This window comes from Bordetella genomosp. 2 (genome assembly GCF_002261345.1).
In the GTDB taxonomy this organism is placed as follows: Bacteria; Pseudomonadota; Gammaproteobacteria; order Burkholderiales; family Burkholderiaceae_B; genus Bordetella_A.
Genome location: NZ_NEVT01000003.1, coordinates 124897 through 144995, shown reverse-complemented (window position 1 = coordinate 144995; position 20099 = coordinate 124897). Strand labels below are relative to the sequence as shown.

The window sequence follows — 20099 nt, the reverse complement described above, 5'->3', positions numbered from 1 at the left end:
TAGAAGACAACGAGACAGCAAAGGAGGAACCCCCATGCCCACCCCCCCGCATCATTCGCGTCGCGCCAGTCATGCTGGCCATGTTGCTGCCGCTCGCGTCCACCCGCGCCGCCGGCGACGCCGACGCGGCCGGATGGCCGGCCAAGACCGTGACCCTGATCGTGCCATCGGCACCCGGCGGCGCCGCCGACCTCACCGCCCGCACCTTCGCGCAGTACCTGGGCCAGCGCACCGGCCAGACGGTGGTGGTGGAAGACCGCCCGGGCGCCGGCGGCATCGTCGGCACACAGGCCGCCAGCAAGGCGGCCGCCGACGGCTATACATATTTGCTGTCGACCAACTCCACGCACAGCGCCAACCAGTTCCTGTACAAGTCGCTGCCCTACGACGCCCAGAAAGATTTCGTCCAGGTCGGCCTGTTCGGCACGTTCGGCTCGGTCGGCATCGTGGCGCCGGACGCCCCTTACCGCAACGTTCCCGAACTGGTGGAGTACGCGCGCAAGCATCCGGGCGAAGTGTTCTTCGGCTATTACAGCTCGTCGTCGCAGGTGCCAGCGGAACTGTTCAAGGCGCGCGCCGGGATCGAGATCAACGGCGCGGCCTACAAGAACATCACGCAGATCATCACCGACTTGCGCGGCAAGCAGATCGGCTTTGCCTTCGTCGACTACCTGACGGCCATGGGACAAATCCAGGGCAAGGGCCTGCGGCCGATTGCCGTGAGCGCCGCCGCGCCCAATCCCGCCTGGCCCGACGTGCCCACGATGGCCACTTACTATCCGGGCTACGCGGTCGCGGGATGGCTGGGCCTGTCGGCGCCCGCCGGCACGCCGCCGGCCATCGTGCAGAAGATGAACGAACATATGCGCGCCGCCCTGGCGGACGCCGAGACGGTGCGCAAATTCCGCGAGCTGGGGCTGCAACCCGAGTCGATGGATGTGGCGCAGTTCGATGCCTTCGTCAAGGAAGACACGGCGCGCTGGAAAGAATGGGTGGACATCGCCGGCCTCAAGCCGCGTTGAGCGGCAACCGCACCTCGTGCTTGATCTCGCGCAGCGCCACGATGGTGCGGGTCTGGCGGATGCCCGGCAGGTTGAACAGGAAACGGTGCAGGAAGCGGTCGTAGGCCTCCGGGCTTTCCACCAGGATCTTCAGCAGGAAATCGGAATCGCCCGTCACCGCATAGCATTCCAGGACCTCCGGCGCATCGCGCACGGAACGCTCGAAGTTCTCGACCGTGCTGGCCGAATGCCGTTCCAGGCTGATCTGCGCGAACATGCAGCCGTGCAGCCCGACCTGGGCGCGATCGACTTGCGCGCTGTAGCCGCGGATGACGCCGGCGGCCTCCAGCGCCTTGACCCGGCGCCACACCGGCGCGGTCGACAAGCCCACCCGCTCGGACAACTGCTGGGCCGATGCGCGGCCGTCCTCCTGCAATGCCCGCAGGATGCCGATATCGGTTTTGTCCACGCCGCACCTCCTTTTATCCCAAAACGAAATGTTTATTTCAAATTATAGGGATTTCACGATCCGATAACGCAATAAATCGCCAGTGCTGCGCACCTATCATGGGTAGAACCATAGGAGCGCCATCATGGACGGAACCCCGGCGGCCGAGCCGATCCTGGATCTGGATTACCGACTGCAAGACAACCTGACCCGCACCCGCGGGCGCGTATTCCTGACCGGCACGCAGGCGCTGGTGCGCATGTTGCTGACACAGCGCCGCCTGGACCGCGAACGGGGCCTGAACACCGCCGGCTTCGTGTCGGGCTATCGCGGCTCGCCGCTGGGCGGCGTGGACATGGCGATGTGGAAATCCAAAGAGATCCTCGACGCCCACCAGGTCAGCTTCGTGCCCGGCATCAATGAAGACATGGCGGCGACCGCCATCATGGGCACCCAGCAGGCCGGCGTGCGCGCCGACCGGAAAGTCGATGGCGTATTCGCGCTGTGGTACGGCAAGGGCCCGGGCGTGGACCGCGCCGGCGATGCCCTGCACCACGGCAACGCCGCCGGCGCCTCGCGCCATGGCGGCGTGCTGGTGGTGGTGGGCGACGACCATACCGCCGTGTCCTCGTCGATCCCGCATGCCAGCGAAGCCTCGCTGATCGGCTGGCAGATGCCCATCGTGCACCCGGCCACGATCGAGGAATACGAGACCTTCGGGCTGTGGGGCTGGGCGCTGTCGCGCCACAGCGGCACCTGGGTGGCCTTCAAGGCCATCTCGGAAACCGTGGAAAGCGGCCAGGCGTTCGAGCCGGCGCCGCCGGCGTGCTATGACATGCCGGCCGACCCGGACCTGCCGCGCGAGGCGCTGGAATACACGGCGCGCGACTTCCTGTCGCCGGCCGTCGAGACGCGCATGCAGACGCGCCTGCAAGCCGTGCGCGCGTTCGCGCGCCGCCATTCGATCGACAAGCTGGAATGCGCCGCGCCGCACGCCACGGTGGGGCTGGTGACGGTCGGCAAGGCGCACCTGGACGTCATGGAAGCGCTGGCCCGCCTGGGTATCGACCCGCGGGCCGCCCACACGCCGGTGCGCATCTACCGGCCCGGCCTGACCTGGCCGCTGGACGCCGAGCGGCTGTATGACTTCGCGCGCGGCCTGTCGCACATCCTGGTGATCGAGGAAAAAGGTGCGGTGGTCGAAAGCCAGATCAAGGACCTGCTGTACAACCGCGCCGAGCGCCCCAGCGTGGCCGGCAAGACCGGGCTGGACGGCGCGCCGCTGATTCCGGCGGCCGGGCAATTGCGCCCGTCGCTGCTGGCCGCGCCGCTGGCGGCCTGGCTGGCGCGCACCGCCGGGCTGCGCAGCACCGCCGACCCCGCCGCGTTCGCCTGTCCCGCGCCGCTGTCCAACGACGCGGACGGCATGCGGCGGCGCCCCTATTTCTGTTCGGGCTGCCCGCACAACACCTCGACCAAGGTGCCGGAAGGCAGCCAGGCGCTGGCGGGCGTGGGTTGCCATTACATGGCGGCCTGGATGGACCGCGACACCGGCGGCCTGACCCAGATGGGCGGCGAAGGCGTCGACTGGATCGGCCTGTCCCGCTATATAGATATGCCGCACGTGTTCCAGAACATGGGCGAAGGCACCTACTACCATTCCGGCTACTTGGCCATACGCCAGGCGGTGGCCGCGCGCGCCAACATCACCTACAAGATACTGTTCAATGACGCGGTGGCCATGACCGGCGGCCAGCCGGTGGACGGGCCGATCTCGGTGCCGCAGATCTGCCAGCAACTGCGCGGCGAGAACGTGGCGCGCATCGTGGTGACCACCGACGAGCCGGACAAGTACCAGGGCGTCGCCCTGCCCGCCGGCGTCACCGTGCACCATCGGCGCGAACTCGACGCCCTGCAGCGCGAATTGCGGGCCACCCCCGGCGTGACCGTGCTGATCCACGACCAGACCTGCGCGGCGGAAAAGCGCCGGCGCCGCAAGAAGAACCAGTTCCCCGACCCGCCGCGCCGGCTGCTGATCAACAGCGCCGTATGCGAAGGCTGCGGCGATTGCGGCGCGCAGTCCAACTGCCTGTCCATCGTGCCGCTGGAGACGCCTTACGGACGCAAGCGCGCCATCGACCAGTCGAGCTGCAACAAGGACTATTCCTGTGCCGAAGGCTTCTGCCCCAGCTTCGTGTCGGTGCTGGGCGGCAAGCTGCGCAAGCAGGCCGCGCCGGCCGACCGCGCGCCGGCCTGGCGGCAGCGCCTGGACGCGCTGCCCCTGCCGCCGGTCCATGCGCCCGACCAACCCTACCGGCTGCTGGTGGCCGGCATGGGCGGCACCGGCGTGATCACCATCGGCGCCATCGTATCGATGGCCGCGCACCTGCAGGGCCTGTCGCCCTCGGTGCTGGACCTGACCGGCCTGGCCCAGAAAGGCGGCACCGTGGTCAGCCACATCCGCCTGGCGCCTGCCGGCGCGGTCGGCGGCCCGGTGCGGCTGGACTGGCAGCAAGCCGACGCGGCCATCCTGTGCGATCCCGTCGCGGCGGTGGCGCCCGACTCGCTGGGCGCGCTGCGCCGCGGCCATACCCGCGTCACCGTCAACACCTACGTGGCGCCGGTCTCCGAATTCACCCGCGACCCCGACGCCGCGCTGCGGCCCGAGGCGCTGCTGGCCAAGATCCAGCATGCCGCCGGCGCGGCCAACACGGCCGCGCTGGACGCGCACCAGGCCGCGCTGGCGCTGTTCGGCGACAGCATCCTGTCGAACATGTTCATGCTGGGTCACGCCTGGCAGCGCGGCGGCGTACCGCTGTCGCATGCCGCCCTGGTGCGCGCCATCGAGTTGAACGGCGTGGCGGTACAGGCCAACCGCGATGCGTTCGAGGCCGGCCGGCTGGCCGCGCACGAGCCGCAGGCGCTGGAAGCCGCGCTGCGGCCGCGCGCCCAGGTGGTGCAGCTGCATGTACCCGAATCGTTCGAGCGCGCCGTGGAGCGCCGGGTGCGCGACCTGACGGCCTACCAGAACGCCGCCTACGCGGAGCAATACCGGCAGCTGGTCGAACGCGTCGCGCAACGCGAGCGCCAACTGGCGCCCGAGGCGCGCACCCCGCGGCTGGCCATGGCGGTGGCGCGCAATCTGTTCAAGCTGATGGCCTACAAGGACGAGTACGAAGTGGCCCGGCTCTACACCGATGGCGGCTTCCAGCAACAGTTGCGCGAGCAGTTCGAGGGCGACTACACGCTGCGCTTCCACATGGCGCCGCCGCTGCTGGCGCGCAAGGACCCGCACACCGGCATCCCGCGCAAGATCGCGCTGGGCCCGGCCACCCTGCCCGTCATGCGGGTCCTGGCGCGGCTCAAGGGCCTGCGCGGCAGCTGGCTGGACCCGTTCGGCCACAGCGCCGAACGGCGCATGGAGCGGGAACTGATCGACGAATACCGCCGCGTGGTGCAGACCCTGCTCGACCACCTGTCGCCGGCCAACCTGCCGCAGGCCGCCAGCATCGCGGCCCTGCCCGACAAGGTGCGGGGCTTCGGGCACGTCAAGGCGGCCAGTGTGGCCAGCTATCGCAGGAGCTTGCAGCAAATGCTGCAACACTACGGTCCGCCTGCCTCTCCGGACGTTTCCTTGCGCAAAAGCGCATAAAACGGCGACCTGAGAGCGAACACTACGCCGTACGCGCCTCACCGGCGCGTATGTCGTATTTTGTCACAATTAATTGGCAAGCTTGGCAATCGTTCTCCTTGTTCCCTCCCCCCTCGATCACTAGAATTAGTGCCATACGAGGGGTGTTACACTATATGTAGTGGTCGTCAGAATTATCGGATTCTCTTCCGCCTGGCGCTGCCGGGCGTTCGTTCCGGCTCGGCGCGACCCCTCCCCAAATACATTCAGCACCTGGCATGGGCCTGCCCATGCCTTTTATCGACGCTATTCCACAGGAGCTTCCATGCAGACTACGATCGCCTCTGTGACCCGGCCTTCCGCCGTGCCGCCTTCCGAAACCGAAACCCAGGCCGATGCCAATGGCGGCAAGTGGGCCAGTTACAACGTCATCCGGCGCAATGGCTCCGTGGTGGGTTTCGAACCCAGCAAGATCGCCATCGCCATGACCAAGGCCTTCCTGGCCGTCAATGGCGGCCAGGGCGCGGCCTCCGCGCGCGTGCGCGAACTGGTCGAGACGCTGACCTCGCAGGCAGTCAATGCGCTGGTCCGCAACCGCCCGGCCGGCGGCACCTTCCATATTGAAGACATCCAGGACCAGGTCGAACTGGCCCTGATGCGCTCGGGCGAGCACGATGTGGCCCGCGCCTACGTGCTGTACCGCGAGAAGCGCGCCCAAGAGCGCGCCGCGGCCGCCGAAGTGCTGGACAAGGCCCCCGCCGCCGCCCAGGAGAGCCACCTGAACGTGGTGGACAACGGCGTGCGCCGCCCGCTCGACCTGGCCGCGCTGCGCGCCACCATCGAGGCGGCCGGCGAAGGCCTGGCCGAATTCATCGACACCGAGGCCATCCTGAAGGAAACGGTGAAGAACTTGTACGACGGCATCCCCGTCGACGAAGTATTCAAGTCCGCCATCCTGTCGGCGCGCGCGCTGGTCGAGAAAGACCCGGCCTACAGCCAGGTCACGGCGCGCCTCCTGCTGCACACGATCCGCAAGGAAGTGCTGGGCGAGGAAGTCTCGCAAGCCGACATGGCCACCCGCTACGCCGACTATTTCCCCACTTTCATCCAGCGCGGCATCGAAGGCGGGCTGATCGACCCGCAACTGGCCGACTACGACCTGGCGCGCGTGGCCGCGGCGCTGGACGCCCGCCGCGACCTGCAGTTCGGCTACCTGGGCCTGCAGACCCTCTACGACCGCTATTTCCTGCACATCCGCGGCACCCGCATCGAGCTGCCGCAGGTGTTCTTCATGCGCGTCGCGATGGGCCTGGCCCTGCGCGAAACCGACCGCGAGGCGCGCGCCATCGAGTTCTATGAAATCCTGTCGTCGTTCGACTTCATGAGTTCGACCCCGACGCTGTTCAACTCGGGCACCCTGCACTCGCAGCTGTCGTCGTGCTACCTGACCACCGTGTCCGACGACCTGGAAGGCATCTACGACGCCATCAAGGAAAACGCGCTGCTGGCCAAGTACGCCGGCGGCCTGGGCAACGACTGGACCCCGGTGCGCGCGCTGCGCAGCCACATCAAGGGCACCAACGGCGAAAGCCAGGGCGTGGTGCCGTTCCTGAAGGTCGTCAACGACACCGCCGTGGCGGTGAACCAGGGCGGCAAGCGCAAGGGCGCGGTCTGCACCTACCTGGAAACCTGGCACCTGGACATCGAGGAATTCCTCGAACTGCGCAAGAACACCGGCGACGAGCGCCGCCGCACGCACGACATGAACACGGCCAACTGGATCCCGGACCTGTTCATGAAGCGGGTGATGGAAAACGGCGAATGGACCCTGTTCTCGCCGTCGGACTGCCCCGACCTGCACGACAAGTACGGCAAGGAATTCGAGCAGGCCTACCTGGGCTACGAAGCCAAGGTGGCCAGCGGCGAGCTGAAGCTGTTCAAGAAAATGCCGGCCGTCTCGCTGTGGCGCAAGATGCTGTCGATGCTGTTCGAAACCGGCCATCCCTGGATCACCTTCAAGGACCCGTGCAACATCCGTTCGCCGCAGCAGCACGTGGGCGTGGTGCACAGCTCGAACCTGTGCACCGAGATCACCCTGAACACCAACGAATCTGAAATCGCCGTTTGCAACCTGGGTTCGGTGAACCTGGTCGCGCACATGAAGCCGGCCGCCGCCGGCGGTTTCGAACTCGACCACGACAAGCTCAAGCGCACCGTCGGCATCGCCATGCGCATGCTCGACAACGTGATCGACATCAATTACTACGCCGTCAAGAAAGCCAAGGACTCCAACGAACGCCACCGTCCGGTGGGCATGGGCATCATGGGCTTCCAGGACTGCCTGCAAATGATGCGCGTGCCGTACGCCTCGCAAGCCGCCGTCGAATTCGCCGACCGCTCGATGGAAGCGGTGTGCTATCACGCCTACTGGGCGTCGAGCGAACTGGCGCAGGAACGTGGCCGCTATCCTTCGTATGAAGGCTCGCTGTGGTCGCGCGGCATCTTGCCGCAAGACACCTTGGCGATGCTGCGCGATGCGCGCGGCGGCCATGTCGAAGTCGATGAATCGAGCACGCTCGATTGGAATGCGTTGCGCGAACGCATCAAAGAACATGGCATGCGCAACTCCAACTGCATTGCAATTGCCCCAACTGCGACAATTTCCAATATCATTGGTGTATCTGCGTGCATCGAACCCACTTTCCAGAACTTGTACGTCAAATCGAATCTCTCCGGCGAGTTCACGGTCGTAAACGATTACCTCGTGCGTGACCTGAAGAAACTCGGTCTCTGGGACGAAGTCATGGTCGCCGACCTCAAGTACTTCGACGGCAGCCTGTCCCGTATCGATCGCGTACCTTCCGAACTCCGCGAACTCTACGCCACCGCGTTCGAAGTCGAACCGCGCTGGCTGGTCGAGTGCGCGGCGCGCCGGCAAAAGTGGATCGACCAGGCCCAATCGCTCAACATCTACATGGCGGGCGCCTCGGGCAAGAAACTCGACGACACCTACAAGCTCGCGTGGCAGCGTGGCCTGAAGACCACCTACTACCTGCGTACGCTGGGCGCCACCAGCGCTGAAAAGTCCACGGGCCGCGGCGGCGAACTGAACGCCGTCAGCGCCGGGACCGCCACGGCGGTCGCGGCCGCGGCAGCCCCTGTTTTGCCGGAACCCGAAGTTCTCGGGGCGGTTTGCACCATGAGGCCGGGCGACCCCGGCTTCGAAGAGTGCGAAGCCTGCCAGTAGTCCACACCGCCTCCGGAGAATTCATTCATGCTTAATTGGGAAGAAGACAACCTCGCAGTCAAACCGGCGCAATCGCCCGCCCCCGCGGCGGGCGGGCAGCCGGCTGCGCCTGCGGCCCAGCCGGCCCGCGCCGCCACCGGCGTGTTCGGCGACGCGGCGCTGCCCACCCCGGCCGCGCCGCAGCACGCCGCCAACCTGCAGGGCAGCGGCGATGCCGCCGCTCACCGCGTCAAGGTCGCCGACAAGCGCATCATCAACGGCAAGACCGACGTCAACCAGCTGGTTCCGTTCAAATACAAGTGGGCCTGGGAAAAATACCTGGCCACCTGCGCCAACCACTGGATGCCGCAGGAAATCAACATGTCGCGCGACATCTCGCTCTGGAAGAACCCCAACGGGCTCACCGAGGACGAGCGACGCATCGTCAAGCGCAACCTGGGCTTCTTCGTCACGGCCGACTCCCTGGCCGCGAACAACATCGTGCTGGGCACCTATCGCCACATCACGGCGCCCGAGTGCCGCCAGTTCCTGCTGCGCCAGGCGTTCGAGGAAGCCATCCACACGCACGCCTATCAGTACATCGTCGAAAGCCTCGACCTGGACGAAGCCGAGATCTTCAACGCCTACAACGAAGTGCCGTCCATCCGGGCCAAGGACGAATTCCTGATCCCGTTCATCGACGCGATCGCCGACCCCAACTTCCACACGGGCACGCCCGAAGCCGACCAGAAACTGCTGAAGTCGCTGATCGTGTTCGCGTGCCTGATGGAAGGCCTGTTCTTCTATGTGGGGTTCACGCAGATCCTGGCGCTGGGCCGCCAGAACAAGATGACCGGCGCCGCCGAGCAGTACATGTACATCCTGCGCGATGAATCCATGCACTGCAATTTCGGCATCGACCTGATCAACACCATCAAGCTGGAAAACCCGCACCTGTGGACGCCGGAGTTCCGCGAGGAAATCCGCGAGCTGTTCCAGAAGGCGGTAGAACTCGAATACGCTTACGCCGAAGACACGATGCCGCGCGGCGTGCTGGGCTTGAACGCCCCCATGTTCAAGTCGTACCTGCGCTTCATCGCCAATCGTCGTTGCCAGCAAATTGGGATAGAGCCGCTGTTCCCGCAGGAAGAAAACCCCTTCCCGTGGATGGCGGAAATGATCGATCTTAAAAAGGAACGCAACTTTTTTGAAACACGCGTGATCGAATACCAGACCGGCGGTACGCTGAGCTGGGAATGACGCGCATCGGCGCCGCGCGCGAAGTGGCTTCGCGCGGCGCCCGATGACAGCTCCGTCGGCCTAGGTATTCGAATACGCAGTACCAAGCGGTAGGCGGCCCCATGGGCCGCCTGCCGGCGCCATTTGAGATGGCTCGCGCACAGTGCGGGGGCCATATCAAATGGCTGTGCCGAATTCATTAGCGCAAACCGTAGTAGCTGTCGCCCGCATGGGGCAGCGGCATGCGCCGATGAATAGCCCGGGGCGCCGTCCGTCCTCCGACGGATTGCGGCACGGGTTTAAGTTCTGGGACCCCTGAACCTAAGGAGCATAACCATGGCAACAGCCAAGAAAGCCGCCAAGAAGGCGGTGAAGAAAGCCCCGGCCAAGAAAGCCGCGGCCAAGAAAGCCCCGGCCAAGAAGGCCGTGAAGAAGGTCGCCGTGAAGAAGGTTGCGGCCAAGAAACCCGCCGTGAAGAAGACGGCGGCCAAGAAGCCGGCAGTGAAGAAGACCGCCGCCAAGAAGACCGTGAAGAAAGCCGCCGCCAAGAAGGCTGTGAAGAAAGCGGTCGCCAAGAAGGCGGTCAAGAAGGCCCCGGCCAAGAAGGCCGTCAAGAAAGCGGTCAAGAAGGCTCCGGCCAAGAAAGCAGTAGCCAAGAAGGCCGTCGCCAAGAAGGCGGTCAAGAAGGCGCCTGCCAAGAAGGCCGCCAAGAAAGCCGCCCCGGCCAAGAAGGCTGCCAAGAAAGCCGTAGCCAAGAAGGCGCCGGCCAAGAAGGCCGCCGCCAAGAAGCCTGCCGCGAAGAAGCCTGCGGCCAAGAAGGCTGCGCCGAAGAAGCCCGCCACGCCGCCGTCCACGGCTGCCGCCCCGGGCGCGAAGACCGCGCTGAACCCCGCCGCGTCGTGGCCGTTCCCGACGGGCGGCCGTCCGTAATACGGGCGGAACCGTTCACTAGCGGTACCCTCAGCCGCCTGGCTTCGGCCAGGCGGCTTTTGCGTTCGGGCGCGGCGCGCCCCCATGTGGCCATGCGACAATAAAAGCCGTCTTTTTTTGGCAGACCGTCTACATGTTCGGCGACATCCTCCGCTTCCTGCTCGAAATCACTTTCACGTTGTTCGGCGCAGCCCTCATCGCGCGCGCCTGGATCCACGCCGTGCGCCTGCACCCGTTCAACCCGCTGGCGCGGGCCATCTACCAGGCCACCAACTGGCTGGTGCTGCCCCTTCGCAAGCTCATCCCCGCCGGCCATTCCGTCGACTGGTCCAGCCTGGTGGCCGCCTGGCTCGCCGCCCTGGTCTACCTGGTGCTGATCTGGCTGGTGGCGGCCGGCACGCTGGTGCCGGCCTCGATGCTGCCGTCGGCGGTGGGCTCGTCGCTGCTGCTGGTGGTGAAATGGGCGCTCAACCTGATCGTCTGGCTGACGCTGCTGCAGGCGATACTGTCATGGATCAACCCCATGTCGCCCCTGATGGCCCTGCTGCAGACCCTGACCGCGCCGCTGCTCGACCCCATCCGGCGCATCCTGCCGCGCGGCGCGGCGATCGATTTCTCGCCGCTGGTATTGCTGATACTGGCACAGGTCGCGCTGATGATGCTGGGCCGCCTGACATACGGCCTGTTCGGCATCTGAGCGCGGCGCTCTCACAATGACAAGCGCCCGCCAGAGGCGGGCGCGCTGCATCGCTGCATGACGGAACGCAGGCGCCGCCGGGCGGCGCCCGCCGCATCAATACGGAGCGACCCGCGTGGGGCCGGCCCCGCTGATGACCTGCACGCGCTGGCCCACGCTGATGGGCACGTCGGCTTCCTGAGCGACCACGCGGGTTTCGCCGTTATCCAGGCGCACCGTGATCTCCAGGCCCGAGGCGCGGCCCGCGCGGTTCTCGATGGCATTGCCCGCCAGCGCGCCCAGGATGGCGCCGCCGACAGTGGCCAGGGCGCGACCGGTGCCCCCGCCGACGGCATTGCCAGCCACGCCGCCCAGCGCGCCGCCGGCGACCATGCCCACGCCGCTGGACTTGTCGTCCTGGATGGTGATGGGGCGCACGCCGGTCACCGTGCCAATGCGGACGATCTGTTCGCGTTGGGCCTGGTCGTAGCTATAGACGCCGCTGGAAGCGCTGCGGTTGGCGCAGCCGCCCAGGACTGCCACGGACGCAACCACCGCGGCCACGGCCAGCCAGCGGCCAGTGCGCGGCGCGATCACAGAGGGGGACAGGGTTTGGCTCATGTGGACTCCTTGGTCGGTAACCACTCTTCTTTATGGGCTTGATGATACTCCGCCAGGCACCAAAAAAAAGGGTACGAAACAGCATGCAACTTTTAAAACAGTGCCGCAACGCGGCGTAAAGCGTCCGTCACCGATATTTCAACAGGCCGGTGCGCAATTCGACCGCCGGCCGGCCCGGCGGTTCCTGGGCCGGGAATCGTCTCATTGGGCCGGCAGGCCCATGCCGTAGGCGGCACGCAACTGGGCGTCGATCTCGGCCCGTGTCGGCGCATGATTCTGGGGGCCGCGCGAGGCGATCTTGATGGCGCCCATCAGATTGGCCAGGCGGCAGCTGTCCAGCCAGCTCCAGCCGCTGGTCAGGCCGTAGAGCAGGCCGGCGCGGTGAGCGTCGCCGCAGCCGGTGGGGTCCACCACCCCGGCGGGCCGCACCGGCGGCACGTGGGTGGTTACGCCGCCGGCCAGCAGCGTGGCGCCTTCGGCACCGCGCGTCACGACCACCGCCTGCAGCCGGGCGGCGATCTGTTCCATGCTGCGGCCGGTGCGCTGCTCGACCACGCCGGCCTCGTAATCGTTTACGGTCAGCGCCTGCGCCAGTTCCAGCATGCGGTCCAGGTCGGCGCCGTCGAACAACGGCATGGCCTGGCCCAGGTCGAAGATGAACGGGATGCCGGCGGCGCGCAGGCGCTCGGCGTGGGCGAACATGCCAGCCTTGGCGTCCGGCGCGACGATGGCCCAGGCCGCCTCGGCCCCGCTCAGGTCATTCTCGGCCGACAGTTCCATCGCGCCGGGATGGAACGCGGCGATCTGGTTGTCTTCGAGGTCGGTGGTGATGAAGCACTGCGCGGTAAAAGTGCCCGGCATGACACGCAGGCGCGAAACATCGATGCCCAGGCCGGCGAAGCGGTCGAGATATTCCGCGGCATCGTCGCCCACCGTGGCCACCGGCACGGGATGGCCGCCCAGCAGCTTCATGTTGTAGGCGATATTGCCGGCGCAGCCGCCGTATTCCTTGCGCATGGCCGGCACCAGGAAAGACACGCTGAGCGATTGCATGCGGTCCGGCAGGATGTGGTCCTTGAACTTGCCGTCGAACACCGCGATGGTGTCGAACGCCATCGAGCCGCAAACCAGTACGGGAGCCGTCATGCTGTCATCCTTCAGGGAAAGAACTTGTCGAGTTGATAGCCGTTGACCTGCGCGCCGGAAACTTCGATGGGCACGGCGGCGTTGATCTCGGCGCCCGGCTCGAAGGGGCGGTCGACGAGATCCTTGGGCAGGTAGTCGGCGGGTTGCAGGACCCTGCGCACCACCACCGTATCGGACATGTCCGTCAGGGACAGCCGCAGCGCCGGCCAATGCTGCGGCTGATCGTAGCGGTTGCGCAGCGAGATCCGCAGCACCAGGCGGCGCGGCTCGTCATCGGGCGCGCCGGCCTGGCCGCGCGGCGGCTGTAGGGAAGACGAGGTAATGAAAATGCGTTCGATGCGGCGCGCATAGCCGACCTCGCAGCCCAGCGGCCGGCACAGCGATTCGAGCGCGGGCCGCAGCGCCGGCGAGGCTTCGGCGATGGCCGAGCGGTAGACGAACACCAGTTGCGCTGCCAGCAACAGCAAGCCGAGCAGGCAGCCATAGCCCCACAGGCTGCGCGCCAGCCGCTTGCTGCGCAAGCAGTCCGCGTCGAGGAATTCGGGCGGGGTGCGGCCCACGTCGGTGGCGCCGAAGTAGCGGGTGCGCGCCTCGCCCAGCACCGCCGGCGCGACCGTCACGTGGGACTCGGGCGCCGGCTCGTATCCGGGCGCATCCGTGCGCTCGTCGTCGGCCTGGACGAGGTGGATCTCGTCGTCGGTTTCGTCCTCGTCGCGCGGCGTATCGCCCATGAAAGGGTCCTGGCGCTGGATATCGGCGCGTCCGCGCAGCACGGCGGGCGAGGCTTCGGCGGCCAGCACCGGCTCGGCGCGCGGCACGGCCTGCGGCGGCGGAACGGGCGACACGGCCGGCGGCGCAACCGGCGGCGGCGCGGCAGGCGGCGGCTGGAATGCCGTTTCCGCAGGCGCCGACTGGGGAATCTGCGCCACCAGGCAGGCGCGCCCGTCGAACACCGTCTCGCAGGCGCCGCAGCGCACCAGGCCATTGCGCACCCGCAACTGGTCCGGCACCACCTTGAAGGCGGTGCCGCACTGCGGGCAACGGGTCGTCATGGCCATGGCGTTCCCCCGGGAATGCGGGCTCAGGTCTTGCGCCCGTGCAGGCAGACCCAGCCATCGCGAGCCTGCCAGACGGACAGCGCGAGCCAGGGCGCATAGGCCGCGGCCACTTCCTCGGCCTGGCGCTCGAGCACGCCCGACAGCACCAGGCTGCCGCCGGGCGCCACCCGGCCCGCCAGCATGGGCGCCAGCACTTTGAGCGGATTGGACAGGATGTTGGCCACCACGACCTGGTACGTGCCGTCGGACAGCGCGTCGGGCAGCATGGCCCGCAATTCGGCATGATTGACGCGAGCGTTGTCGGCCGTGGCCTGCACCGCCTGCGGGTCGATATCGACCGCATCGGTGGCGCCGGCGCCGAGCTTGCGCGCGGCAATTGCCAGGATGCCGGACCCGCAGCCGTAGTCGAGCACAGTGGCGCCGGCCGGCAGTTCGGCTTCCAGCCAGGCCAGGCACAGGTGCGTGGTGGGATGGCTGCCGGTGCCGAAGGCCAGGCCCGGATCGAGCTCGATGTGGATGGCCCCCGCCTCGGCCGGCGCGGCCGGCCCGGGCACGGCCGGATCGTCGCGATGCCAGCTGGGCACGACCCAGAGCCGCTCGGCGATATGGATCGGGCCGAACTGCGATTGCGTCAGGCGCACCCAGTCGGCGTCCGGCACCTCGCGCAGGGTCCAGCCGCCGGCCTGGATCGGGTCCATGCCGGCGCCGGCCATGGCCTGCTCGTAGATCTGGGCCGGGTCGACGCCGTCGGGCAACAGCGCCACCACGCGGTTGCGATCCCAGGCCTGGACATCGGGCTCGGTGCCGGGCTCGCCGAACAGAGGCCGCTCGGCCTCGGTGCCGAGGTCGGCATCCTCCACCGAGACCGACAGCACGCCGGCCTCGAGCAGCGCATCGGAGAGCGCTTCGGCCTGCGCCTCGAGACAGTGGAGCACGAGTTCACGCATGACGGTTCTTCCGGTGCGGCGGACCGGGGGCCCTGGCGGATGACAGGACCCGCGCCCGCCGGCGCATCAGGGGCGCTGGGACAGCTTGTGCTCGAGATAATGGATGCTGGTGCCGCCCTCGATGAAGCGGGCGTCCTGCAGCAATTCCCGGTGCAGCGGAATGTTGGTGGAAATGCCTTCGACCACCATTTCGGACAGCGCGATACGCATGCGGGCCAGGGCCTGCTCGCGGTTGTCGCCGTAGGTGATGACCTTGGCGATCATCGAGTCGTAGTTGGGCGGCACGAAATAGCCGTTGAAGGCATGCGAATCGATACGCACGCCCGGCCCGCCCGGCGTATGCCAGTTGGTGATGCGGCCAGGGCTGGGCACGAAGCGGAACGGATCCTCGGCGTTGATGCGGCACTCGATGGCATGGCCCTTGAAGGCGATGTCGCGCTGGCGCAGCAGGAATTTCTCGCCGGAGGCGATGCGGATCTGCTGCTGGACCAGGTCCACGCCGGTGATCAGCTCGGTGACCGGATGCTCGACCTGGATACGGGTGTTCATTTCGATGAAATAGAACTCGCCGTTCTCGTACAGGAATTCGAACGTGCCGGCGCCGCGGTAGCCCATTTTGCGGCAGGCGTCGGCGCAGCGGTCGCCGATGCGCTCGATCAGGCGGCGGGCGATGCCGGGCGCCGGCGCCTCTTCGATGACCTTCTGGTGGCGGCGCTGCATGGAGCAGTCGCGCTCGCCCAGCCAGACAGCATTGCGCCCGCCGTCGGCCAGCACCTGGATTTCCACATGGCGCGGGTTCTCGAGGAACTTCTCCATGTAGACTTCCGGGTTGTTGAAGGCCGCGCCGGCTTCCGAGCGGGTCATGGCGACGGCATTGAGCAGCGCGGCCTCGGTGTAGACCACCCGCATGCCACGGCCGCCGCCGCCGCCCGCGGCCTTGATGATCACCGGGTAGCCCACTTCGCGCGCGGTGCGCAGGATTTCCTGGGGATCGTCGGGCAAGGCGCCTTCCGAACCGGGCACCACCGGCACGCCGGCTTCGATCATGGCGCGCTTGGCGCTGACCTTGTCGCCCATCAGGCGGATGGTCTCGGGACGCGGGCCGATGAACACGAAACCGCTCTTTTCGACGCGTTCGGCGAAATCGGCGTTCTCGGACAGGAAGCCATAGCCCGGGTGGATGGCTTCGGAATCGGTGACTTCGGCGGCCGAGATGATGGCCGGCATGTTCAGGTAGCTTTCGCGCGAGGGCGCCGGCCCGATGCACACGGATTCGTCGGCCAGGCGCACGTACTTGGCGTCGCGATCGGCCTCGGAGTGCACCACCACCGTCTTGATGCCGAGCTCGCGGCAGGCGCGTTGGATGCGCAGCGCGATCTCGCCGCGATTGGCGATCAGGATTTTTTCGAACATATCAGCAATCAGCCAATGACGAACAGCGGTTGGCCGTACTCGACGGGCTCGCCGTTTTCAACGAGGATCTCTTTGATGACGCCGGCCTTGTCGGCCTCGATTTCGTTGAGCAGCTTCATGGCCTCGATGATGCACAGCGGGTCGCCTTCCTTGACCGACTGGCCGACATCCACGAAGGGCGCCGCGCCCGGGTTGGGCGCGCGGTAGAACGTGCCGACCATCGGCGCCTTGACGACATGGCCCTGGATGGCCGGCGCGGCCTCGGCGGCCGGCGCGGGAGCGGCCGGAGCCGCGGCGGCGGGCGCGGCCGCGGCAGGCGCTTCGGGCACGTGGTAGGCCACCGGCTGCACGGTCTGCGAGAACTTGACGATGCGCACCTTGCCCTCGCCCTCGGTGATTTCAAGCTCGGCAATGCCCGATTCCGCCACCAGGTCGATCAGGGTCTTGAGTTTTCGGAGATCCATAGAAGCTGCTTCCCGATTAGTGTTGGCGGCGCGTCTGCATCAGGGCCGCGCCGTATCTAGTATGTGGATTGAAGACGTTGAAACCGGAGTTGAAATGCGGCGCTAATGCCGTGCCGCATAACGCACCGCCGCCTCGTAGCCGTCTGCGCCCAGGCCGCAGACCAGGCCGACGGCCAGGTCGGACAAGTAGGAGTGCTGCCGGAATGGCTCGCGTTTATACAGGTTCGACAAATGTACTTCAACAAAAGGAATTGCGACCGCCGCCAACGCATCGCGCACCGCCACGCTGGTGTGCGTGTACGCAGCCGCATTGATGACGATGAAATCGGTGCCATCCTGGCGCGCCGCCTGGATGCGTTCGACGAGTGCGCCTTCGTGGTTGCCCTGCCAGGTGGTGAGCCCGACTCCCAGTTGCGCGGCCAGCGCTTCGAGACCCTGGTTGATCTGCGCCAGCGTCAGGCTGCCGTAGAGATGGGGCTCGCGTGAACCCAGCAGGTTCAGGTTGGGGCCGTGCAATACCAGGATGTGTTGCGCCATGAAGGTTGCGCCGGAAGGCTTGCCACAAAGTGTAGGCAAAACTAACGATAAACCGCCTTTTTACGCCTATTCACGCCATTTGTCCAACAGCGCGCCGGGCGCCCCCGCCGGGCACCAGCCGTGGCGAAGGGCGGGATCAGGAGGCCAGGCCGGCGAGCGTGCGGTCGAGGTCGTCAGGCTGGATCTGGCCGAGTATTTTACGGTTCACGCCGCCATCTGCGTTGAAAATCAGGGTAAACGGCAAGCCGCCGGCCGGATTGCCGAGGCCGCGCAGGGTGTCGACCGCCCCCGCCCCCATGACCAGCAGCGGGTAGGAAACCGGCACTTTTTGCAGGAATTGGCGCATGTTTTCCGCTTTATCCACGCCAATGCCGACAAACTGGATGCCAGGGTACTTTTCGTGCAAGGCCTGCAGTTCGGGCATTTCCTTCACGCAGGGAGCGCACCAGGTGGCCCAGAAATTGACCACCATGGGACGGCCCTGCCAGGCGGCCAGGGTGTGGGGCTGGCCGTCGAGATCGGGCAGCGACAGGCTGCGCAGGGCCGCGACGGCGTCCGCGGGATCGGCCGGCGGCGTGGCGGCTGGCGGCTGCGGGCGGGCGCGCTCGCGCCAGGCATAGCCACCGGCGACCGCCACAGCGGCGGCCGCGCCGACATACATGAAAAGACGACGATTCATGGCCAGATCATAACCGCAGGCGGCGGCGGGCGGCAGGCAGCCTCTACAATGCGCGCAGGAGAACATCAATGCACCTGCATATTCTTGGCATTTGCGGCACTTTCATGGGCGGCCTGGCGCTGATCGCGCGGGCCGCCGGACATCGGGTCACGGGCTGCGACGCGGGCGTCTACCCGCCGATGAGCACCCAGCTGGCCGAGCAGGGCATCGAGCTGATCGAGGGGTACGGCGCCGACCAGCTCGCCCTGGCCCCGGACCTGTTCGTGATCGGCAACGTGGTCACGCGCGGCAACCCCCTGATGGAAGCCATCCTGGACGCCGGCGCGCGCTACGTGTCCGGTCCGCAATGGCTGGGCGACAACGTGCTGCCCGGCGCCCACGTGCTGGCCGTGGCCGGCACGCACGGCAAGACCACCACCAGCTCGATGCTGGCATGGATACTCGAAGCCTGCGGCAAGCGGCCCAACTTCCTGATCGGCGGCGTGGCGCACGACCTGAAGGTGTCGGCCCGCTACGACCATTCGGTCCGGCCGTTCGTGATCGAGGCGGACGAGTACGACACGGCGTTCTTCGACAAGCGTTCCAAGTTCGTCCACTATCGGCCGCGCACGGCGATCCTGAACAACCTGGAATACGATCACGCCGACATTTTCCCCGACCTCGCGGCCATCGAGACGCAATTCCACCACCTGGTGCGCACCATCCCGGCCAGCGGGCGCATCGTCGTGCCCACTGGCAGCGAAGCGCTCGAGCGCGTGCTGGCGCGCGGCTGCTGGTCGGAGACGGCCACCTTCGGCGCCGGCGGCGCCTGGCAGGCCGGCCCGGCGGACGAGTCCGGCGCCTTCGAGGTCCGCCACGGCGACCGGGCGCTGGGCACGGTGCGCTGGACGCTGGGCGGCGCCCACAATCGCCTGAATGCCCTGGCGGCGCTGGCGGCGGCGGAACACGCCGGCGTGGCGCCGGCCGACGGGGTGGCGGCGCTCAGCCGCTTCGGCGGCGTGAAGCGCCGCATGGAACTGCGCGGCACGGCCGGCGGCGTAAAGGTCTACGACGACTTCGCCCATCACCCCACCGCCATCGAGACCACCCTGGACGGCCTGCGCCGCCAGGTCGGGCAGGACCGCATCCTGGCCGTGCTGGAGCCGCGTTCCAACACCATGAAGCTGGGCGCCATGGCGGCCCGCCTGCCGGACTCGCTGCGCCAGGCCGACCAGGTCTTCTGCTTCGGCGCCCGCAGCGGCAAGCACGCGCTGGGCTGGAATCCGGCCGAGGTGCTGGCCCCGCTGGGCGAGCGCGCCTCCAGCTACGATGACCTGGACGCCCTGGTCGAGGCGGTCGCCGCGGCGGCCCGGCCGGGCGACCATGTGCTCGTCATGAGCAACGGCAGCTTCGGCGGCGTGCACGGCAAGCTGCTCGAGGCGCTGGCCCGGCGGGATGCGCGATGATTCTGTACCTGCATGGCTTCCGCTCGTCGCCCGGATCGTTCAAGGCCCGGCTGATGGCCGATGCCCTGGCCGCGCGCGGGCTGGACGGCCCGCGCGACTGGCAGTGCCCGCAACTGCCCGCAAGCCCGCGCGCGGCGCTCGACCTGGCGCTGGGCCTGGCGCGCGGCCAGCTTGCCGGCGCGGCCGATCCGCGCGCCCTGACCATCGTCGGCTCCTCGCTGGGCGGCTACTACGCCACCTGGCTGGCCGAGCAACTCGGCTGCAAGGCCGTGCTGCTGAACCCCGCCGTGGAGGCGGCGCGCGACCTGGCCACGCAGGTGGGCCAGCACCGCATGTATCATTCCGACGCGCCGTTCGAGTTCCGCGCCGAATACGTCGATGAACTGGCCCGGGTCCGCGTGGCGGCCGTCACGCAGCCCGAACGGTATTTCCTGGTGGCCGCCACGGGCGACGAGGTGCTGGATTGGCGCGAGATGCGCGACCGCTACGCCGGCTGCCGCCAGCGCATCGTGCAGGGCAGCGACCACGGCCTGTCGGATTTCGCGCGCTGGCTGCCCGAAGTGCTGGATTTCGCGCTGGAGCCGCCGCCCTCGCAAGAGGCTCCCGCCCCCTGACCCGCACCCTACTATATTGAATAT

17 protein-coding genes are annotated in these 20099 nt (G+C 67.3%); 8 read left to right on the top strand and 9 right to left on the bottom strand.

Going from position 1 to position 20099, the window contains the following annotated elements; genetic code table 11:
* Positions 1-71: 71 nt before the first annotated feature.
* A complete protein-coding gene (locus CAL24_RS02715) occupies positions 72-1022 on the top strand; it encodes a Bug family tripartite tricarboxylate transporter substrate binding protein (protein WP_094805666.1) in 951 nt (316 codons plus the stop codon).
* On the opposite strand, the gene CAL24_RS02710 is transcribed toward CAL24_RS02715, so the two are convergent.
* Positions 1009-1470, bottom strand: coding sequence for an Lrp/AsnC family transcriptional regulator (locus CAL24_RS02710; protein WP_028354913.1), 462 nt, complete (start codon positions 1468-1470; stop codon positions 1009-1011). The two genes, CAL24_RS02715 and CAL24_RS02710, sit on opposite strands and share 14 nt — an antisense overlap.
* 124 nt (positions 1471-1594) lie before the next feature.
* Between CAL24_RS02710 and CAL24_RS02705 the strand changes: the two genes are divergently transcribed.
* The 5 genes from CAL24_RS02705 (at position 1595) to CAL24_RS02685 (ending at position 11172) form a co-directional block, all read left to right on the top strand.
* Positions 1595-5101, top strand: coding sequence for an indolepyruvate ferredoxin oxidoreductase family protein (locus tag CAL24_RS02705; protein ID WP_094805665.1), 3507 nt, complete (start codon positions 1595-1597; stop codon positions 5099-5101).
* Positions 5102-5405: 304 nt separating this feature from the next.
* Positions 5406-8327 carry a ribonucleoside-diphosphate reductase subunit alpha gene (locus CAL24_RS02700; protein ID WP_028354915.1) on the top strand — a complete coding sequence of 974 codons (2922 nt, stop codon included), beginning with the start codon at positions 5406-5408 and terminating at the stop codon, positions 8325-8327.
* 27 nt (positions 8328-8354) lie between these two features.
* Positions 8355-9566: a ribonucleotide-diphosphate reductase subunit beta gene (locus CAL24_RS02695; RefSeq protein WP_028354916.1), complete on the top strand. Its 1212-nt coding sequence runs from the start codon at positions 8355-8357 to the stop codon at positions 9564-9566.
* A 315-nt stretch (positions 9567-9881) separates the two neighbouring features.
* On the top strand, positions 9882-10475 hold the full coding sequence (locus tag CAL24_RS02690; protein WP_028354917.1) for a histone H1-like DNA-binding protein: 594 nt from the start codon (positions 9882-9884) through the stop codon (positions 10473-10475).
* A gap of 133 nt (positions 10476-10608) precedes the next feature.
* On the top strand, positions 10609-11172 hold the full coding sequence (locus CAL24_RS02685; RefSeq protein ID WP_028354918.1) for a YggT family protein: 564 nt from the start codon (positions 10609-10611) through the stop codon (positions 11170-11172).
* 96 nt (positions 11173-11268) lie between these two features.
* Here CAL24_RS02685 and CAL24_RS02680 read toward each other — a convergent pair whose 3' ends face one another.
* From CAL24_RS02680 to CAL24_RS02645, 8 genes are all read right to left on the bottom strand, one after another.
* Entirely contained in the window at positions 11269-11772 is a 504-nt protein-coding gene (locus CAL24_RS02680; protein ID WP_028354919.1) for a glycine zipper 2TM domain-containing protein, read from the bottom strand.
* A 201-nt stretch (positions 11773-11973) separates the two neighbouring features.
* A complete protein-coding gene (locus CAL24_RS02675; protein WP_094805664.1) occupies positions 11974-12918 on the bottom strand; it encodes a carbohydrate kinase family protein in 945 nt (314 codons plus the stop codon).
* An 11-nt stretch (positions 12919-12929) separates the two neighbouring features.
* Positions 12930-13976 carry a DUF3426 domain-containing protein gene (locus CAL24_RS02670; protein ID WP_094805663.1) on the bottom strand — a complete coding sequence of 349 codons (1047 nt, stop codon included), beginning with the start codon at positions 13974-13976 and terminating at the stop codon, positions 12930-12932.
* Positions 13977-13999: 23 nt separating this feature from the next.
* Entirely contained in the window at positions 14000-14923 is a 924-nt protein-coding gene (gene prmA, locus CAL24_RS02665; RefSeq protein WP_094805662.1) for a 50S ribosomal protein L11 methyltransferase, read from the bottom strand.
* A 66-nt stretch (positions 14924-14989) separates the two neighbouring features.
* Positions 14990-16336 (bottom strand): acetyl-CoA carboxylase biotin carboxylase subunit, encoded by a 1347-nt coding sequence (accC, locus tag CAL24_RS02660; protein ID WP_028354923.1) that lies wholly within the window; start codon positions 16334-16336, stop codon positions 14990-14992.
* Between the two features lie 8 nt (positions 16337-16344).
* Entirely contained in the window at positions 16345-16800 is a 456-nt protein-coding gene (gene accB, locus CAL24_RS02655; RefSeq protein WP_028354924.1) for an acetyl-CoA carboxylase biotin carboxyl carrier protein, read from the bottom strand.
* A 102-nt stretch (positions 16801-16902) separates the two neighbouring features.
* Complete coding sequence (gene aroQ / locus CAL24_RS02650; protein WP_028354925.1) at positions 16903-17337, bottom strand: type II 3-dehydroquinate dehydratase; 435 nt, start codon at positions 17335-17337, stop codon at positions 16903-16905.
* 136 nt (positions 17338-17473) lie between these two features.
* On the bottom strand, positions 17474-18016 hold the full coding sequence (locus tag CAL24_RS02645) for a TlpA family protein disulfide reductase (RefSeq protein ID WP_028354926.1): 543 nt from the start codon (positions 18014-18016) through the stop codon (positions 17474-17476).
* 68 nt (positions 18017-18084) lie between these two features.
* Here CAL24_RS02645 and mpl point away from each other — a divergent pair, with 68 nt between their 5' ends.
* Positions 18085-19461, top strand: coding sequence for a UDP-N-acetylmuramate:L-alanyl-gamma-D-glutamyl-meso-diaminopimelate ligase (mpl, locus tag CAL24_RS02640; RefSeq protein ID WP_094805661.1), 1377 nt, complete (start codon positions 18085-18087; stop codon positions 19459-19461).
* Positions 19458-20075: a YqiA/YcfP family alpha/beta fold hydrolase gene (locus CAL24_RS02635; protein ID WP_094805660.1), complete on the top strand. Its 618-nt coding sequence runs from the start codon at positions 19458-19460 to the stop codon at positions 20073-20075. The genes mpl and CAL24_RS02635 overlap by 4 nt, the downstream gene beginning before the upstream one ends.
* Positions 20076-20099: the final 24 nt, after the last annotated feature.

What these genes read in the sequence shown, in the direction of transcription:
- CAL24_RS02715 (WP_094805666.1), top strand. Translation starts at nt 72, where the DNA reads ATGCTGGCCATGTTGCTGCCGCTCGCGTCCACCCGCGCCGCCGGCGAC.
- CAL24_RS02705 (WP_094805665.1), top strand. Translation starts at nt 1,595, where the DNA reads ATGGACGGAACCCCGGCGGCCGAGCCGATCCTGGATCTGGATTACCGA.
- CAL24_RS02700 (WP_028354915.1), top strand. Translation starts at nt 5,406, where the DNA reads ATGCAGACTACGATCGCCTCTGTGACCCGGCCTTCCGCCGTGCCGCCT.
- CAL24_RS02695 (WP_028354916.1), top strand. Translation starts at nt 8,355, where the DNA reads ATGCTTAATTGGGAAGAAGACAACCTCGCAGTCAAACCGGCGCAATCG.
- CAL24_RS02690 (WP_028354917.1), top strand. Translation starts at nt 9,882, where the DNA reads ATGGCAACAGCCAAGAAAGCCGCCAAGAAGGCGGTGAAGAAAGCCCCG.
- CAL24_RS02685 (WP_028354918.1), top strand. Translation starts at nt 10,609, where the DNA reads ATGTTCGGCGACATCCTCCGCTTCCTGCTCGAAATCACTTTCACGTTG.
- CAL24_RS02680 (WP_028354919.1), bottom strand. Translation starts at nt 11,772, where the DNA reads ATGAGCCAAACCCTGTCCCCCTCTGTGATCGCGCCGCGCACTGGCCGC.
- CAL24_RS02675 (WP_094805664.1), bottom strand. Translation starts at nt 12,918, where the DNA reads ATGACGGCTCCCGTACTGGTTTGCGGCTCGATGGCGTTCGACACCATC.
- CAL24_RS02670 (WP_094805663.1), bottom strand. Translation starts at nt 13,976, where the DNA reads ATGGCCATGACGACCCGTTGCCCGCAGTGCGGCACCGCCTTCAAGGTG.
- prmA (WP_094805662.1), bottom strand. Translation starts at nt 14,923, where the DNA reads ATGCGTGAACTCGTGCTCCACTGTCTCGAGGCGCAGGCCGAAGCGCTC.
- accC (WP_028354923.1), bottom strand. Translation starts at nt 16,336, where the DNA reads ATGTTCGAAAAAATCCTGATCGCCAATCGCGGCGAGATCGCGCTGCGC.
- accB (WP_028354924.1), bottom strand. Translation starts at nt 16,800, where the DNA reads ATGGATCTCCGAAAACTCAAGACCCTGATCGACCTGGTGGCGGAATCG.
- aroQ (WP_028354925.1), bottom strand. Translation starts at nt 17,337, where the DNA reads ATGGCGCAACACATCCTGGTATTGCACGGCCCCAACCTGAACCTGCTG.
- CAL24_RS02645 (WP_028354926.1), bottom strand. Translation starts at nt 18,016, where the DNA reads ATGAATCGTCGTCTTTTCATGTATGTCGGCGCGGCCGCCGCTGTGGCG.
- mpl (WP_094805661.1), top strand. Translation starts at nt 18,085, where the DNA reads ATGCACCTGCATATTCTTGGCATTTGCGGCACTTTCATGGGCGGCCTG.
- CAL24_RS02635 (WP_094805660.1), top strand. Translation starts at nt 19,458, where the DNA reads ATGATTCTGTACCTGCATGGCTTCCGCTCGTCGCCCGGATCGTTCAAG.